This is a genomic window from Microbacterium sp. BH-3-3-3 (genome assembly GCF_001792815.1).
Classification (GTDB): domain Bacteria; phylum Actinomycetota; class Actinomycetes; order Actinomycetales; family Microbacteriaceae; genus Microbacterium.
In genome coordinates, this window is sequence record NZ_CP017674.1 from 2,835,498 (window position 1) to 2,850,875 (window position 15,378).

18 protein-coding genes are annotated in these 15,378 nt (G+C 72.3%); 10 read left to right on the top strand and 8 right to left on the bottom strand.

The window, feature by feature from the left end:
* The first annotated feature begins 32 nt into the window (after positions 1 to 32).
* Genes BJP65_RS13050 through BJP65_RS13065 form a run of 4 tightly spaced genes read left to right on the top strand, consistent with a single transcriptional unit; the run spans position 33 to position 2,111 of the window.
* Positions 33 to 515, top strand: coding sequence for a molybdenum cofactor biosynthesis protein B (locus tag BJP65_RS13050; RefSeq protein WP_070409424.1), 483 nt, complete (start codon positions 33 to 35; stop codon positions 513 to 515).
* On the top strand, positions 512 to 940 hold the full coding sequence (locus BJP65_RS13055; RefSeq protein ID WP_055838775.1) for a molybdenum cofactor biosynthesis protein MoaE: 429 nt from the start codon (positions 512 to 514) through the stop codon (positions 938 to 940). The genes BJP65_RS13050 and BJP65_RS13055 overlap by 4 nt, the downstream gene beginning before the upstream one ends.
* Before the next feature lie 26 nt (positions 941 to 966).
* Complete coding sequence (locus BJP65_RS13060) at positions 967 to 1,647, top strand: hypothetical protein (protein ID WP_070409425.1); 681 nt, start codon at positions 967 to 969, stop codon at positions 1,645 to 1,647.
* An 11-nt stretch (positions 1,648 to 1,658) separates the two neighbouring features.
* Complete coding sequence (locus BJP65_RS13065; RefSeq protein ID WP_070409426.1) at positions 1,659 to 2,111, top strand: helix-turn-helix transcriptional regulator; 453 nt, start codon at positions 1,659 to 1,661, stop codon at positions 2,109 to 2,111.
* 36 nt (positions 2,112 to 2,147) lie between these two features.
* On the opposite strand, the gene BJP65_RS13070 is transcribed toward BJP65_RS13065, so the two are convergent.
* Genes BJP65_RS13070 through moaA form a run of 5 tightly spaced genes read right to left on the bottom strand, consistent with a single transcriptional unit; the run spans position 2,148 to position 6,124 of the window.
* A complete protein-coding gene (locus tag BJP65_RS13070; protein WP_055838773.1) occupies positions 2,148 to 2,384 on the bottom strand; it encodes a MoaD/ThiS family protein in 237 nt (78 codons plus the stop codon).
* Entirely contained in the window at positions 2,381 to 2,881 is a 501-nt protein-coding gene (moaC, locus tag BJP65_RS13075) for a cyclic pyranopterin monophosphate synthase MoaC (protein WP_055938566.1), read from the bottom strand. Before moaC ends, BJP65_RS13070 begins: the two co-directional genes overlap by 4 nt.
* Entirely contained in the window at positions 2,878 to 4,101 is a 1,224-nt protein-coding gene (gene glp / locus BJP65_RS13080) for a gephyrin-like molybdotransferase Glp (RefSeq protein ID WP_070410009.1), read from the bottom strand. The genes moaC and glp overlap by 4 nt, the downstream gene beginning before the upstream one ends.
* A 29-nt stretch (positions 4,102 to 4,130) precedes the next feature.
* On the bottom strand, positions 4,131 to 4,901 hold the full coding sequence (locus BJP65_RS13085; protein WP_070409427.1) for a HesA/MoeB/ThiF family protein: 771 nt from the start codon (positions 4,899 to 4,901) through the stop codon (positions 4,131 to 4,133).
* Positions 4,898 to 6,124, bottom strand: coding sequence for a GTP 3',8-cyclase MoaA (moaA, locus tag BJP65_RS13090; protein ID WP_083285847.1), 1,227 nt, complete (start codon positions 6,122 to 6,124; stop codon positions 4,898 to 4,900). The genes BJP65_RS13085 and moaA overlap by 4 nt, the downstream gene beginning before the upstream one ends.
* 109 nt (positions 6,125 to 6,233) lie before the next feature.
* Here moaA and BJP65_RS13095 point away from each other — a divergent pair, with 109 nt between their 5' ends.
* From BJP65_RS13095 to BJP65_RS13120, 6 genes are all read left to right on the top strand, one after another.
* Positions 6,234 to 6,629 (top strand): molybdopterin-binding protein, encoded by a 396-nt coding sequence (locus tag BJP65_RS13095; RefSeq protein WP_055838769.1) that lies wholly within the window; start codon positions 6,234 to 6,236, stop codon positions 6,627 to 6,629.
* 304 nt (positions 6,630 to 6,933) lie between these two features.
* On the top strand, positions 6,934 to 7,713 hold the full coding sequence (gene modA, locus BJP65_RS13100) for a molybdate ABC transporter substrate-binding protein (protein ID WP_070409428.1): 780 nt from the start codon (positions 6,934 to 6,936) through the stop codon (positions 7,711 to 7,713).
* Positions 7,710 to 8,489 (top strand): molybdate ABC transporter permease subunit, encoded by a 780-nt coding sequence (gene modB, locus BJP65_RS13105; protein WP_070409429.1) that lies wholly within the window; start codon positions 7,710 to 7,712, stop codon positions 8,487 to 8,489. The genes modA and modB overlap by 4 nt, the downstream gene beginning before the upstream one ends.
* On the top strand, positions 8,486 to 9,529 hold the full coding sequence (locus BJP65_RS13110) for a sulfate/molybdate ABC transporter ATP-binding protein (protein WP_070410011.1): 1,044 nt from the start codon (positions 8,486 to 8,488) through the stop codon (positions 9,527 to 9,529). The genes modB and BJP65_RS13110 overlap by 4 nt, the downstream gene beginning before the upstream one ends.
* A gap of 191 nt (positions 9,530 to 9,720) precedes the next feature.
* Positions 9,721 to 10,590 carry a DUF2599 domain-containing protein gene (locus tag BJP65_RS13115; protein ID WP_181015934.1) on the top strand — a complete coding sequence of 290 codons (870 nt, stop codon included), beginning with the start codon at positions 9,721 to 9,723 and terminating at the stop codon, positions 10,588 to 10,590.
* Between the two features lie 13 nt (positions 10,591 to 10,603).
* Positions 10,604 to 10,861 carry a hypothetical protein gene (locus tag BJP65_RS13120; RefSeq protein WP_070409431.1) on the top strand — a complete coding sequence of 86 codons (258 nt, stop codon included), beginning with the start codon at positions 10,604 to 10,606 and terminating at the stop codon, positions 10,859 to 10,861.
* Positions 10,862 to 10,940: 79 nt separating this feature from the next.
* Here BJP65_RS13120 and cydC read toward each other — a convergent pair whose 3' ends face one another.
* The 3 genes from cydC to cydB are packed head-to-tail and all read right to left on the bottom strand — an operon-like array spanning position 10,941 to position 15,378.
* On the bottom strand, positions 10,941 to 12,665 hold the full coding sequence (gene cydC, locus BJP65_RS13125) for a thiol reductant ABC exporter subunit CydC (RefSeq protein WP_083285848.1): 1,725 nt from the start codon (positions 12,663 to 12,665) through the stop codon (positions 10,941 to 10,943).
* Entirely contained in the window at positions 12,662 to 14,350 is a 1,689-nt protein-coding gene (gene cydD, locus BJP65_RS13130) for a thiol reductant ABC exporter subunit CydD (protein ID WP_083285849.1), read from the bottom strand. The genes cydC and cydD overlap by 4 nt, the downstream gene beginning before the upstream one ends.
* Positions 14,347 to 15,378, bottom strand: coding sequence for a cytochrome d ubiquinol oxidase subunit II (gene cydB, locus BJP65_RS13135; RefSeq protein ID WP_055938552.1), 1,032 nt, complete (start codon positions 15,376 to 15,378; stop codon positions 14,347 to 14,349). Before cydB ends, cydD begins: the two co-directional genes overlap by 4 nt.

The window sequence follows — 15,378 nt, forward strand, 5'->3', positions numbered from 1 at the left end:
CGCCCCTCGGGCGTCTGACCTAGGCTGATCCCGTGCCGCACGTCGCCCGGGTGATCACCGTTTCCGACCGCTCCGCCGCGGGCCTGCGCGAAGACCGCGGCGGCCCGCTCGCCGTGTCGCTGCTGCGCGAGGCCGGGTTCACCTGCGCCGACGCGGTCGTCGTGCCCGACGGGGCCGACAGCGTCGAGGCCGCGCTGCGCGCCGCCGTCGCCGAGGGGCCGGGCCTCATCGTCACCACGGGCGGCACGGGCATCGCCCCCCGCGACCGCACGCCCGAGGGCACCGCCCGGGTGCTCGATCGTGAGCTGCCCGGCATCGCCGAAGAGCTTCGTCGCCGGGGCCTCGCCGACACCCCCCTGTCGGTCATCTCGCGCGGGCTGGCGGGGATCGTCGACCCCGGGGTGCTCGTCGTCAACCTTCCCGGATCCACGCGCGCCGTGGCATCCGGAATCACGGTGATCGCCGAGATCGCCCCGCACGTGCTCGACCAGCTCGCCGGAGGAGACCACGCATGAGTGCCGTCCGCATCGCCCGCCTGTCGGAGCAGCCGCTCGACCTCGACGTGCACCTCGACGCCGTCGAGGACCCCTCGTCGGGGGCCGTGACCACCTTCGTCGGGCGCGTCCGCGACACCGACCCCGATGCCTCCGACGCGGTGGTCGCCCTGGAGTACAGCGCGCACCCCGACGCCGAGCAGGCGCTTCACCGCATCGCCGAGGACGCCGCGGCCGGCACCGACGCGATCGTCGCCGTCAGTCACCGCGTCGGGCGACTGGGCGTGGGCGATGCGGCCGTGATCATCGCCGTGGCATCCGGTCACCGCGCCGCGGCGTTCGAGGTGTGCCGCACGGTGATCGAGACGATCAAGACCGACCTCCCCGTGTGGAAGCGTCAGGTCGAGGCCGACGGCACCACGGAGTGGAAGGGTCTGGGCGGGTAGGTATCAGATCTGATACCCTCTGGGGTATGAGTATGGATCTGCCCCCGGGGCTGGCGGAGGTGCTCGACTCCGCGGTGCGGCTGCAGGAGCTCGTTCCGGATGCCGTCCTGGTCGGCGGGTCTGCGGCGGCCTCGTACGCCCGGCACCGCATGTCGGCCGACCACGATCACGTGCTCGCGGACCTGCAGGACCGGTTCGACCTCGTCCTCGATGCGTTGGAGCGTGACGGTGACTTCGTGCTCAATCGCGCTGTCCCGGGCGAGATCATTCTCGGCGAATTGGGCGGTATCGAGGCGGGCGTGCGGCAGCTCATCCGGCGTCGGCCGTTGGAGGTGCAGCGAGTGACGCTCCCCTCCGGGGGAGGGATCACGGTCCCGACGGTCGCCGAGATCGCCCGCATCAAGGGTTTCCTCATCGTCAAGCGCAATCAGATGCGCGACTACCTCGACGTCGCTGCCCTCTCCGGCGCGTTCGGAGACACCGAGATCGGCGGCGTCCTCGCGGGCATCGACGAGTACTACACCGACCCCTCGCATCCCGAGGATCGTCCCGTGCAGGCCCAATTGGCGCGTCAGCTCGCCTCACCGGCCCCGAAAGACCATCGGGCGATCGCGGGACTCGCCGCCTACAAGGGATTGGTGACTCGGTGGCGTGACTGGGATGACGTCGTCACCGAGTGTCGCGCTCTCTCCGTCCACCTGATCTGATCGGAGCCGTCATGCCTCTGCGTTTCCGCAACATCGACGCGACCCCTGACGATCCCGTCGAGGCGTGGGGGTTCGAGGGGATGCTGGCCGCGATCGATCGGGGATACGCGGCCGACTGGCGAAAGCTCATCGAGGCGGTGGCGGACGACCCTGCTCTGCGCGCGATCTACAACGACGCGCGCGAGGTCGCGGAGTCGGAGGCGACGGTGGCACTGCTCGACGCGGCGCTCGCCTCCCGCACCCGCTCTTCGGAGGAGGAGGCGCGGGAGCGTCTGCGGGCGGCCTTCCGAGCGACACGTCTCACGCAGGCACAGCTCGCCGCCCGGCTGGCGACGTCGCGACCGCGCGTGACGTCGTATCTGAGTGGCGCGGTGACGCCGTCGATGGACGTGTTGGTCGCCGTCGAGGGGATCGCCCGGGAGCGGACCACGCCGTCACTTGTCGCGCACCTCGAGCTGGTGTGAGCCGGGCCGCGGCGCTCGTGGCGTCGTGGGGCGCGCTCAGCCGCCCGCGAAGGGCGGCAGCACGTCGACGTGGGTCGCGCCGGTGAGCGCCACGTCGTCGTCGTGGCGCGTCCCGTCGACGAGCACGGCGCAGCGATCCAGGATGCCGACGAGGGCGGGGTGGGCGGCGGCGATCGCCGTGCGCAGCGCGACCAGGGTCGTCTCGGCGCGGTCCTCGGCATCCGTGCCGGCCGCCTCGGCGGCGGCGGCGAAGTAGCGGACGCGGACGCTCATGCGAGCGTCCCGTCCGCGGCATCCGACTCGCCCGGACGCCGCCAGTCGCCCGACTTGCCGCCGGTCTTCGACACGATGCGCACGTTCTCGATGAAGGTGCCCTTGTCCATGCCTTTCACCATGTCGACGATGGCGAGGGCGGCGACCGAGACGCTCGTGAGCGCCTCCATCTCGACGCCGGTGCGGTCGGCGGTGCCGACGGTGGCCTCGATCTCGACGCCGTCGTCGGTGATCTCGAGCTCCACCGAGGCGCGGTGCACGCCGATGACGTGGGCCAGCGGCAGCAGAGCCGGAGTCGACTTGGCGGCCTGGATGCCGGAGATCCGCGCCACGGCCAGCACATCGCCCTTGGGGGTGGTGCCGTCGCGGAGGGCCGCGACCACCTCGGGCGCGCACCGCACGAAGCCCCGCGCGGTCGCCGAGCGCACGGTGGGCTGCTTGAGCGTGACGTCGACCATGCGGGCGTGGCCCGTGGCATCCAGGTGGGTGAAGGTCATGGAATCAGCATGACATCGAGCGGGTCGCCCACGGCGACGGCCGACACGTCGGCGGGGACGATCGCGAAGGCCTCGGCGCGCGCGAGCGAGGCCGCGAGGTGCGAACCCGACCCTCCGGCCGTGGCCGGGCGTACGGTTCCGGCGACCAGATCGACCGCGGCGGGGAGGTACTGGCGGCGTCCGGGCGGAGTCGCCCAGCTCTCGGATGCCGTGAGGCGGGCGAGACGTCGGTCGACGTCGGCGCGCCCCTGGAGCACCAGCAGGGCGGGGCGCACGAACACCTCGAACGACACCGCGACGCTGACGGGATTGCCGGGCAGACCGAAGACCAGGCGACCGTCGGGGAGGACGCCGAAGGCCTGCGGCTTGCCGGGCTGCATGGCGATCCTGTCGAAGGCGATGCGGTCGGCGAGTGCCAGCCGTACGGGCTCGTAGGCGCCCGCGCTCACTCCGCCGGTGAACACGACGACATCGGCGCGCGCCGCGCGGGCGAGCACGGCGTCGATGCCGGCGGGGTCGTCGCCGATGCGGTCGACGAGGTCGATCTCGGCGTCGGCCTCGGTGACGAGCGCGGTCAGCAGCGTCGCGTTGGAATCGGGGGTCTGGCCGCGTTCTGGCGCTGCACCGGGGGCGACGAGTTCGCTGCCGGTCGACACGATCGCCACGCGGGGGCGGCGCGTGACCGACACGGTGTCGACGCCGGCGGCGGCCGCCGCGGCCAGGGCGAAGGCGCCGAGGCGCTCGCCGGGCGAGAGCACGATGTCACCCGCGCGCGTGTCGCCGCCGCGGCGACGGATGAAGGCGCCCGCACTGGCGGGACCCCGGCGCACCTCGACCGAGCCGAGCGAGTCGGCAAGGCCCCCGGTCGTGTCCTCGAACGGCACGATGGCGTCGGCGTCGGCGGGAACGGCCGCGCCCGTCATGATGCGCGCGGCCTCACCCGTCGCGAGCGTCGGGTCGTCGGCGGTGCCGGCCGGCAGATCTGCCACGACCCTCAGGGTCACCGGGGTCTCGGCATCCGCCCCCTCGACGTCGGCGAAGCGCACGGCGAAGCCGTCCATCGACGAATTGTCGAAACCGGGCAGGTCGTGGGCGGCGAGCACGGGCTCGGCGAGGGTGCGTCCGGCCGCGGCAGCCAGCGGCACCTCTTCGGCGGGAAGCAGCGCGACGGCGGCGAGTACGCGGTCGCGGTGCTGTTCGACGGTGAGCAGCGGGGTCATCGGGGCCTCCGGGATCTGGGCGAGACGGGTCACGGGTGCCGCGCGGGCACGAGCGGGAGGATGTCGTGCCGCGCGCGGAGCGCGTCGATCACGATGAGTCGGCCGAGGAGCGGTTCTCCGGCGCCGGCGATCAGCTTGATCGCCTCGGTCGCGAGCAGCCCGCCGACCTGCACGCAGAGCGAGCCGAGCACGCCGACCTGCGCGCACGTGGGCGGTTCTCCGGCCGAACCGGGAGGGAACAGATCGCCGAGCACCACGGGCGCGTGGCCCTCGGGCGGGGCCGACCAGAACACGGTCACCTGCGCCGCCCACTCCTGCACGGCCCCCCAGACGAGGGGGATGCCGAGGGACTCGGTCGCGGCGGCGACGGCCTCGCGCGTGTCGAAGGTGTCGCTGCCGTCGATGACGAGATCGGCGCCCTCGAACAGCTCGCGGGCGTTGTCGGGGGTCAGCCGTACGGTGTGCTCGCGCACGACGGTGAGGGGGGAGAGGTCGCGAACGGCGCGGGCGGCCGATGCCGTCTTGGCGGTGCCGATGTCGTCGACGCGGTGCATCAGCTGACGCTGCAGGTTGGTGCGCTCGACGACGTCGTCGTCGATGACGATCAGTTCGCCCACGCCCGCAGCCGCGAGCGACAGCAGCACGGGGGAGCCGAGACCGCCGGCGCCGACGACGGCGATGCGGGCGGCCGCCAGACGACGCTGCCCCTCCTCGCCGATGCCGAGCAGCACGGCATGGCGGGCGGTGCGGATCAGCTCTTCGGGGGCGAGGGATGCCACCGGCTCGACGAGCGGCTTCATCCGCCGATCGCGCTCATCGTGCGCTCGGGCTGCACGAAGTCGGGTCGTGCCAGACCGACCGTGTCGGAACCGTGGGCGCGGGGCTTGGCCCACATCGCGTCGCGCCACACCTGCGCGAGGCCCTCGTCGTCGGCGCCGTCGCGCAGCACGCTCAGCAGGTCGGTCTCTTCGTGCGAGAACAGGCACGAGCGGATGCGGCCGTCGGCGGTGACGCGCGTGCGCGAGCAGGCGTTGCAGAACGGCTCGGTGACCGACGAGATGATGCCGACGTGACCGGCCAGGGCGGTCTCACCGTGGCGGCGCACCTCCCAGCGCTCGGCGGGGGCGGCACCGCGGCCGCGGGGATCGGCCGACAGCTCGAAGGCCTCGCCGATCGCGGCCCGGATGTCACGGGCGGGAATGACGTTCGTCGCGGTCCACGAGCGGTCGCCGTCGAGGGGCATGTCCTCGATGAAACGCATCTCGAAGCCGTTCGACACCGCCCACTCGACCAGCGGCACGACCTCGGTGTCGTTGATGCCGCGCAGCAGCACGGCGTTGATCTTGATCGGGCCCAGGCCCGCGGCGCGGGCGGCCTGCAGGCCCGCGAGCACCTTGTCGAGGTGGGGGCGGCGGGTGAGAGAGGCGAAGGTCTCGGCGTGCAGGGTGTCGAGCGACACGTTGAGGCGGGTGAGGCCCGCGTCTTTCAAGGCCTGCGCGCGGCGATCGAGACCGACCGCGTTCGTGGTCAGCGCGATCGGCAGGTCGGGATTGTCTTCGCGGATGCCGGCGATGATGAACTCGAGATCCTTGCGCACGAGCGGCTCGCCGCCGGTGATGCGCAGCTCTTCGGCGCCCAGCGACTGCACGGCGACGCGGACGATCCGGCGGATCTCGTCGGTCGTCATGAGCTGCGACTGGGGGAGCCAGGGCATCCCGTCGGCCGGCATGCAGTACGTGCAGCGCAGGTTGCACTTGTCGATGACCGAGACGCGCAGGTCGCGGGCGGTGCGACCGAAGCGGTCGAGCAACCCGCCCTCTTGCGGGGCGCCGGTCGCGCGGACGGCGCCGGGTTCGCGTTGCGGCTCTGCCGTGCGCGACGATCCCGTGCGTGGTTCGCCCGCGCGCGGTGCGCCGGTGGCGCGGATCGCGCCCAGCTCGCCCGCGGGGGCGCCCGCGGTCACGGTGGCGCCGAGCGGTACGACGACCGGACCCGGCCTCGTGGTGGTGTGCTCGGCATCCATGAGTCGAGCCTAAGCGCGCGGGGGCGGGGGAGGGCGGTGCGGGGCTACGGGGAATTTCCCGGCGTGACAGCTCCACGAACCGCGCGGGCGTGGGCGATACGGTCGTCGCATGCCGAACACCTTCCGCATCGCCACGGCCGCGCGCCTGCTCGGCGTCAGCGACGACACCGTCCGCCGCTGGATCGACCAGGGCGTGCTGCCGACGACGGGTGCCTCGCCCGTCGAGATCCCGGGGGCGGCCCTCGCGGAGCGGGCCGTGGCGCTCGCCGACGAGCCCGACGACCCGACCGGGGTCGCCTCGAGCGCGCGCAACCGCTTCGTCGGCATCGTCACGCGCGTGCGGATCGACGGCGTCATGGCGCAGGTCGACCTGCAGTGCGGGCCGCACCGCGTGGTGTCGCTGATGTCGGCCGAGGCGGCGGAAGAACTGGCGCTCGCCCCGGGGTCGCTCGCGGTGGCCTCGGTGAAGGCGACGGTCGTGACCGTGGAGGCTCCGCGGGCGTGAGGCGGCGGCCTCGCTGAGCGCCCGACGCGGGCGTGGCTGGCCGGGGTCGACGGGCGGCCGAGCGGGCGTGACTCGCCGGCCTCGACGGGCGGTCGACGCGGGCCGAACTCCTGAGTTTCGGGGCGCGGCGCGGCGGATGCTGCCCGAGGGTGGCCTGGACGCCGTATTTCTCAGGAGTTTGGCTCGGTACGACGGTGGTGGCGTGGAGCGCCGGGAGGGCGAGTGCGGAGAATTGCGGCCATATTGTCCGCAAATGAGGGCACAATGGAGGTCGCGGGCCGCCGGCGCCGCCGAAAGGAACACCGTGCGCCGCCCCCTCCGTCTTCTCGTCGTCCTCGCCGCTGCCGCCCTGCTCGCCGCCTGCGCGAGCCCGACGGCATCCCCCGCCCCCGCGGCATCCGGGTCCGCCGCGTCCGCAGCCACGCTCGACGGAACCGTCGAGGTGTACGCCGCCGCCTCGCTGCAGCGGTCGTTCGACGAGATCGCCACGGCCTTCGAGGCCGCCCACCCCGGGGTCACCGTGAGCGCCGTCTACGACGGCTCGAGCACACTCGCCACGCAGATCGGCGAGGGTGCGCCCGCCGACGTCTTCGCCTCGGCCGACGAGAAGAACATGGCGAAGGTGGCGGACCAGGCTCCCGACCCGCGGCTGTTCGCGGGCAACACGCTCGTCATCGCGGTGCCCACCGGCAACCCCGGCGCGGTGTCGACCCTCGCCGACCTCGCGCGCGTGACCACGGTGCTGTGCGCCCCCGAGGTGCCGTGCGGCGCGGCGTCGGCGACGCTGCTGTCGAACGCCGGCGTCACGGTGACGCCCGCCAGCGCCGAGCAGAACGTCACCGCCGTGCTCACCAAGATCGCCGCCGGCGAAGCCGATGCCGGACTCGTCTACGCCACCGACGTCGTCGGCCGGGATGACGTCGAGGCCATCGTGCCCGAGGGCGCCGACGCCGTGGTGAACCGCTACCCGATCGCGGCCCTCACCGACGCCCCGAACCCCGACGCGGCCGCGGCGTTCGTCGCCTTCGTGCTCTCGAACGACGGTCAGCGGATCCTCGCCGACGCCGGGTTCCGCGCCCCGTGAGAGCGGCGGGCTACGTTCCGCGCTGGCTGATCGTTCCGGCGGTCGTCGGGCTGCTGTTCCTGCTCGTGCCCCTGACCGCGCTCATCGCCCGGGTGCAGTGGGCGACGCTCTGGAGCGACGTGACCTCGGCGGCCGCGCTTTCGGCGCTCGGCCTGTCGCTGGGCACGGGGGCCGTGGCCACCGTGCTGTGCGCGATCGTCGGCATCCCCCTGGCGCTCGTGATCGCGCGGAGCCCCGCGCGCACGGCGGCGCTGCTGCGAGCGCTGGTCACCGTACCGCTCGTGCTGCCGCCCATGGTCGGCGGCGTCGCCCTGCTGTACCTGTTCGGCCGAAACGGGTGGTTCGGTGCGCTCGGACTGCCGTTCACCACCCCCGCCGTCGTGCTCGCGCAGGTGTTCGTGGCCCTGCCGTTCCTCGTGCTCGCGGTCGAGGGGGCTCTGCGCAGCACCGGTGTCGAGTTCGAGCGGGCGGCGGCGTCTCTCGGGGCGAGCCGCGCGACGATCCTGCGCCGGATCACGCTGCCGCTGGCCGCCCCCGGCATCGTCGCGGGGATCGTGCTGTGCTTCGCTCGCGCGATCGGCGAGTTCGGTGCGACCGCGTTGTTCGCCGGGAACCGCCCCGGGGTCACGCAGACGATGCCGCTGGCGATATACACGGCGTTCAACGGCGCGGGCGTCTCGCAGGGCACCGCGGTCGCCCTGTCGCTGCTGCTGCTGATCACGGCGGTCGCGGTGCTATTGCTCGTGCGCGGGTGGCGGCCGGGGGTGGGGCGATGACGGCTCGGGATGCCGCGGTGCTCCGCGCCGAGGTGCGCGTGCGCCGCCGTGACTTCGACGTCGACATCGCGCTCGACGTCGCCGCGGGCGAGACCGTGGCCGTGATGGGCCGGAGCGGCGCGGGCAAGTCGACGCTGCTGGGTGCGCTCGCGGGTCTCATCCCGCTCGACGGCGGCGAGATCGCGGTGGACGGGCGCGTGCTCGATCGAGCCCCGGGGCTCCGCACGGCGCCGATGCACCGAGGCATCGTGCTGCTGGGGCAGGACGCGCGGCTGTTCCCGCATCTGACCGCCCGCGAGAACGTCGCCTTCGGCCCACGTGCGGCCGGGGTCTCGGCATCCGTCGCCCGCTCCGGCGCCGACGAATGGTTGGCTCGCGTGGGGCTCCCGGGGGCGGGGGACCGGCGCCCCGTGGAATTGTCGGGCGGCGAACAGCAGCGCGTCGCCGTTGCTCGGGCGCTCGCCGCCGAACCGCGGGTCGTGCTGCTCGATGAGCCGCTCGTGGCGCTCGACGCGGTGACGGCCTCGGAGATCCGCGCGATGCTGCGTGAGCACCTCGCCGGAGTGACGGCCGTCGCGGTGACCCACGACGCCGTCGATGCCGCGGCCCTGGCCGACCGGCTCGTGATCGTCGAGCGCGGACGCGTGACGCAGGCCGGGCCCGTGCGCGAGGTGTTGACCGCTCCGGCGACCGACGTCGCGGCACGGATCGCGGGCCTGGAACGGCTCGTCGGGGTGGCCCAGGGGGGAGCGTTCGTGCGGGGCGGGGTGCGATTGACCGCATCGGATGCCGCGTCTCGCGCGCTCGCGGGCGTCGACGGCACGCCGCTCGCGGCGGTCTTCCGCGCGGTAGACGGGCGTCTCGGCGAGGGCTTCCGGGCGACCGTCGCCCACCTGGAGGCGACGCCGACGGGCGTGCGGGTCGTCACCGATGCGGGAGCCGTCGAGGTCACGCCGGAGGCCGCGGGCAGGCTGGGCCCGGGCGACGTGGTGTCGATGAGTGTCGCGCCCGAGCGGGTGCGGTTCGTTCCGGCGTCGTGACCGACTGTGGTGAATCTGGGTCCGGGAGGGGTGAGAAGCTCCGAAGAGTGTTGCCGAGGATATCTGCAAGTGGTTCTCTCTAGTTCGCGAACATCGAACTGAGGAAGTGCATTCGAATGATCAGACACCGCGAACTTCCGCGCCTCCGTACCGCGGCTGTGGGCGTCTTCGGGATTGCTTTCCTCGCAGGAATGGCTTTTGTCTCGCCCGCAACGGCGGAAGATGAGTCGCAAGCTCAGGGCGCGGTCCTCGCGGTCGACGCCGTCAACCCGGACATCTTCGATGGGGCAAGTCGCTCAACGTATGAGGCTGCCGAAGTAGGCGCGTCTGGAGAGGTGACCATCGAAAGCGCGTCGGGTGAAGACATTCTCGATGTTGTTCTCCCTGATACTTCGGGCGACACCTCCGTAGTCGACGGGCTGGCCGTCCTAAACCAGAACAACGGCAGCTCGATCGTCCCCGTGCCGCAGGCCAACGGTTCGGTTGCAATACACGCGGTCCTGAATGACTCGTCTGCACCGGAAAGCTTCGAGTACACCCTCAAACTCGACGAGGGTGACGTCCTCGTTTCCGCAGGCGAGGGTGGTGGCTTTGGGGTCTTCGATGCGGCAGGTTCTCCGCGCGTCCTTGGCGCGGAGCCCTGGGCGAAGGATGCCAATGGCGTCGAAGTCGCGACACGATACGAGATTGTCGGCGACATGGTCATCCAGCACGTTGATCACCATGCAGCGAATTACGCCTACCCGATTGTCGCCGATCCCTACATGAGGAATGCGCTCGTCCAGAGCCATCGCTGGGAGACGTCGAATCGAGTATTGGTCACGCCCACCCAGTACGCCCGCGGCTGGGCCGGTAATGTGTGGTGGGTCAATGTCGGAAATGCCGGCTTCGATGAGTTGGTGTCAAAGCAAATTGGCTCGCAGCGTGGTCGACTCAACAACTCCGCCCGAAACCAGTACATCTGCCACGTGGGGTACGCGCCTTTTAAGTCCACATGGAATCTCGAAACCAGCAAGGGCGACAAGGGGCTCGGGGGCTTCGTCCGTGGGCTCTGCAACTGACAAACTGACACTTGTGTCCGAAGAAGACGATCGAGCGAGGCTGTCGCGGCTTCACATCACTGCCGTCCTCAGCGTGCTCACGGCGGGAGCGGCGCTAGTTGCCGCCGCGGTCGTGTACTACCTGGGGTTCTCTGATGCGGAAAGGACCCTCGCGCTTCCACACCCGCCGGGAGCCTTCGAAATCTCTGTGCTGGTTCTCGCCGTTGTGCTGCTCGTCGTGATGATCGTGGCGATCGTCCGCTACAACCGGCTGTCGCGTTCCTCGGACTAGCGGTTCGCTAGCTGTTCTCGTCTACGCCCCGGGGTGGCGCGGATGCCTACCAGCCTGTCTGCGTTCGTCGGTCGGGCGCTCACGAGAACCGGGGCGATCGCTGAGCTGCGCGCTCTCTGACACCCGGGACCAGGCGCCCGTCCTCCAGGCGCACCTCGCGGTCGACCAGCCCGGTGGGCACCTCGACATGCGACACCAGCACCACCGCGCGGTCGCGTCCGACGGCGCCGAGCAGATCGTGCAGCAGGGCATCGGACGCCGCGGGGTCGACGCCCGCGGTCGGCTCGTCGAGCACGAGCACGGGGAAGCCGCGCAGCAGCGCCCGCGCCAGCGCCAGGCGCTGCGCCTGCCCGCCCGAGACCAGCGCCCCGCGATCGCCGACACGCGCGTCGAGCCCGCCCCGCTCGGCGACCCAGTCGTCGAGGCCGACGCGGGTCAGGGCGGCCCGGAGGTCGTCGTCGGTGGCGGTGTCGCGGGCGAAGAGCAGGTTCTGGCGTACGGATTCGTCGAACAGATGAGGGGACTGCTCGACGAGACCCACCGTGCGGCGCAGGTCGTCGCCCGACAGGGTGCGCACGTCCACTCCGCCGATCTCGTATGTCCCCGCGACGTCGAGGAAGCGGACGAGCACGTGCGCGAGCGTCGTCTTGCCGGCCCCGCTCGGCCCGCTGACGAGCACGCGCTCGCCCGGGGCGACGTGCAGCGAGACGTCGTGCAGCCGCCCGGCGTCGGCATCGGTGTCGCCCCGCGCGGGCCAGTGCGCCGAGACGCCGACGAGGGAGAGGCCCGAACCCAGCGCCGGTGCGGAGCCCGTGGCGGCCGGCTCGTCGCGGGGAAGGCCCTCGGGCACGCCGTCGGGCACGGCCTCGGCGATGCGCTCCGCGGCGCGCCGGACCTGCCGCCACGAGGCCAGTGCCAGCGGCACGGGACCGAACACCTCGAACACCGCCATCGGCAGCAGGACGACCACGGCGAGGCCCGGCCCTGACAGGGTGCCGCCGGTCACCGCGGGGGCAGCCACCAGCAGGGCAGCCACCGAGGCGAGTCCCGCGAGCACCGAGACGGCCCCCGCGGTGAGTCCCTGCGCCCCACCCCGGCGCACGACGGCACGGCGCAGCGCCCGGTCTGCCCGGCTGATGCGCTCGCGGGCGGCATCCGCTGCCCCGTAGGCCGTCAGCACGTCCAGGTTCGTCAGCAGGTCGTGCAGGGCGTCGGCGACATCGGCGCGGAGCGGCGAGATCGAGCGCTCGGCGCGGGCCCCCGCGACCCACCCCACGGCGACGGCCACGGCGAAGGCCGCGGCGAGGCAGGCGAACAGCACCAGGGCGGCCGGCCACGACACGAGGGCCACGAACACCACGGCGGCCAGGGCCGTCAGCACCGCGGTCGCCAGCGGGAGCACGACGCGCAGCGGCAGGTTCTGCAACTCCTCGACGTCGTCGACGACGCTGGAGAGCAGTCCGCCGCGGCGGGCGCGGCCGAGACCGTCGGGGGCGAGGGGCACGAGGTCGCGCACGAGTTCGGCGCGCACCCCGGCCAGCTGGTGAAGAGCGGCGTCGTGCCCGCTCAGCCGTTCGAGGTAGCGGAACACTCCGCGCGACAGCGCGAAGGCCCGCACGCCCACGACCGCCAGCGACAGGTACATCACGAGGGGCTGCTCGGCCGCCCGCGCGATCAGCCACGCGCTCGCCGCCAACAGCGCGATCGCGCTCGCCGCCGACCCGAAGCCCGACAGCACGGCCGGAGCGAAGCGCCGCGGCGACGGCAGGGCGGATCGCAGGATCCCCCGCACCCGGTCGTTCACGACCGCACCGCCCGACTCACGCGCGAGTCGCCAGGATTCGTCGCCGCGACGAGCGCGGAAGCGACAGATCCCGGCGACTCACGCGGGGGGTCCACCTCGACCACGCGGTCGGCGATCGCGCGCGCCGACCGGCGGTGCGAGACGAGCAGCACCCCGCGGCCGGCGTCGGCCTCGTGGCGCAGCATCGCCCACAGGTGCGCCTCGGTCGTGGCATCCAGGGCGCTCGAGGGCTCGTCGAGCACGATGAACGGCGTCCCCACGACCCGTGCCCGGTACAGCGCCCGGGCGACGGCGACGCGCTGCGCCTGCCCGCCCGAGAGTCCCGCGCCGTTCGCGCCGAGCGGGGTGGCCGGGTCGAGGTCGGTGGCCCCCGCGTCGTCGAGGGCGAGACGGATCGCCGCGGGATCGGGGGTCGAGCCCAGGGCCACGTTCTCGCCGACGGTCCCCGTCAAGAGTCCCGGCCGCTGCCCGGCCCACGAGACGCTGTCGCGGGCGTGCGGTACGGCGGTCCCGTCCAGGCGCACCTCGCCGTCGTGGTCGGCGAAACCGAGCAGGGCCGCGATCAGGCTGGACTTGCCGACACCGCTCGGCCCCGACACGACCACCACCTCGCGCGGCCCCACCGACAGCGACACCCGCGGCGAGCGGTGCCCCTCGCGGTGCACGCGCACCCCCTCGAGCGCGAGCGTCGTCCCGCGCGCCGGGGTGGCGGCATCCGGAACAACGGCGGCGTGCGCGGCGTCGAGGGCGTCGAAGATCTGCTCGGTCGCCGCGACCCCCTCGCTCGCGGCGTGGAACTGCACGCCCACCTGCCGTAGCGGCAGGTACGCCTCGGGGGCCAGCAGCAGCACGAAGAGTCCGACGAGCAGGCTGAGATCGCCCGCGAGCAGGCGGAAGCCGATGGTGACGGCGATGATGGCGACCGAGATGGATGCCAGGAACTCCAACGCGAAGCCCGAGAGGAACGACACGCGCAGCACCGTCATCGTCTCGCGCTTGTAGTCGCGCGTGACCGTCTCGATCGTGTCGGCGGCCCGGTGCTGGCGGCCGAACACCTTCAGGGTGCCGAGCCCCTCGACGGTGTCGGCGAAGCGCGCGGCGAGGCGACCGAGCGTGCGGTACTGCTTCTGCTGCACACCGCGGGTCGCGAGGCCGATGAGCACCATGAACAGCGGGATCAGGGGAATGGTCAGCACGACCGTGAGGCCCGACAGCGGGTCGGCCAGGGTCATCGCGCCGATGAGGATCGGCAGGGTGATCACCGTCGCGACCAGCTGGGGCAGGTAGCGCCCGAAGTACGCGTCGAGGGCCTCCAGGCCGTGCCCCGCCGTCAGGGCGAGGCTCGCCGAGTTGCGCTGCGAGAGCCATGCCGGGCCGAGGCGCGCGACCGCCGCGACCAGCGACTGCCGCAGCTGCAACGAGGCCGCCGCGGCTCCGCGCGCCGACACCCGCTCGGAGGCGGCGATCAAGAGCCCGCGCAGCAGGGCGAGCGAGGCGGCGATCCCCACGTAGCCCCAGAGCTCCGCGAGCGGTCGGCCCTCGATCGCGCCGACGAGGGCGGCGGTGAGCGCCCCCGCGAAGCCGACGATCACCCCCGTCTGGGCGAGGACGATCGCCGCCGTGACCGCGAAGAAGCGGCGCGAGGCGGTGGCGTGGCGCAGCAGCCGCGGATCGACGGGTTTCAATGCGCCACCAGCGCGGCCTTCTCGATGCGCGCGCGGGTCACGCGCTTGCGGAACACCCAATACGTCCAGCCCTGGTAGGCGAGGATCAGCGGCAGGAAGATCAGTGCCGCCCAGCTCATGATCGTCAGGGTGTAGTCGGTGCTCGAGGCGTTGTCGATCGTGAGGCTCGATCCGGCACCCAGGGTCGAGGGCATCACATTGGGGAAGAGCGCGAAGAACAGGGCCGCGACCGCGGCGACGATCGTGATCGCGCCGAGGGTGAACGCCGTCCCCTCGCGGTCGCGGAGGTTCGCGACCCACGCGCCGATGAGCGTCAGAGCGGCGATGCCCGCGAGGGCGACGACCCCGAGCAGCAGGGGTGCCTGGGCGTTCGCGGCGTTCACGATCGTCCACCCGAGGAACAGCGCAGCGAGGGCGATGGTCGCGAGCCCCGCCTTCTTCGCGAGCGACCGGGCGTCGGCGCGCACCTGCCCGTCGGTCTTCAGCGCGACGAAGAACAACCCGTGCAGGAAGAACAGGCTCAGCGTCGTGAGTCCGCCCAGGATGCCGTAGGGGTTCAGCAGGGTCAGCACGGTGCCGACGTACTCGTGGTCGGCGTCGAGGGGTACGCCCTGCACGATGTTCGCGAACGCCACGCCCCAGAGGAAGGCGGGCAGTGCCGAGCCGATCACGATCATGCGGTCGAACGAGCGTTTCCACCGCAGGGAGTCGCGCTGGTGGCGGTACTCGAACGAGACGCCCCGGGCGATGAGGGCCAGCAGGATCGCCAGGAGAGGCAAGTAGAAGCCGCTGAACAGCGTCGCGTACCACTCGGGGAACGACGCGAACAGGGCGGCGCCGGCGACGATGACCCACGTCTCGTTCAGGTCCCATACGGGACCGATCGTGTTGATGATCTGCCGGCGGGCGATGTCGTCCTTGCCGAGGAAGGGGATCGACATGCCCACGCCGAAGTCGAAACCGTCGAGCACGAAGTAGCCGACGAAGAGGAAGGCGACGATCCAGAACCAGAGGTATGCGAGGTCCAT

Coding starts and splice junctions, on each gene's coding strand:
- BJP65_RS13055 (WP_055838775.1), top strand. CDS start 512: ATGAGTGCCGTCCGCATCGCCCGCCTGTCGGAGCAGCCGCTCGACCTC.
- BJP65_RS13060 (WP_070409425.1), top strand. CDS start 967: ATGAGTATGGATCTGCCCCCGGGGCTGGCGGAGGTGCTCGACTCCGCG.
- BJP65_RS13065 (WP_070409426.1), top strand. CDS start 1,659: ATGCCTCTGCGTTTCCGCAACATCGACGCGACCCCTGACGATCCCGTC.
- BJP65_RS13070 (WP_055838773.1), bottom strand. CDS start 2,384: ATGAGCGTCCGCGTCCGCTACTTCGCCGCCGCCGCCGAGGCGGCCGGC.
- moaC (WP_055938566.1), bottom strand. CDS start 2,881: ATGACCTTCACCCACCTGGATGCCACGGGCCACGCCCGCATGGTCGAC.
- glp (WP_070410009.1), bottom strand. CDS start 4,101: ATGACCCCGCTGCTCACCGTCGAACAGCACCGCGACCGCGTACTCGCC.
- BJP65_RS13085 (WP_070409427.1), bottom strand. CDS start 4,901: ATGAAGCCGCTCGTCGAGCCGGTGGCATCCCTCGCCCCCGAAGAGCTG.
- moaA (WP_083285847.1), bottom strand. CDS start 6,124: ATGGATGCCGAGCACACCACCACGAGGCCGGGTCCGGTCGTCGTACCG.
- BJP65_RS13095 (WP_055838769.1), top strand. CDS start 6,234: ATGCCGAACACCTTCCGCATCGCCACGGCCGCGCGCCTGCTCGGCGTC.
- BJP65_RS13110 (WP_070410011.1), top strand. CDS start 8,486: ATGACGGCTCGGGATGCCGCGGTGCTCCGCGCCGAGGTGCGCGTGCGC.
- BJP65_RS13115 (WP_181015934.1), top strand. CDS start 9,721: ATGGCTTTTGTCTCGCCCGCAACGGCGGAAGATGAGTCGCAAGCTCAG.
- cydB (WP_055938552.1), bottom strand. CDS start 15,378: ATGGACCTCGCATACCTCTGGTTCTGGATCGTCGCCTTCCTCTTCGTC.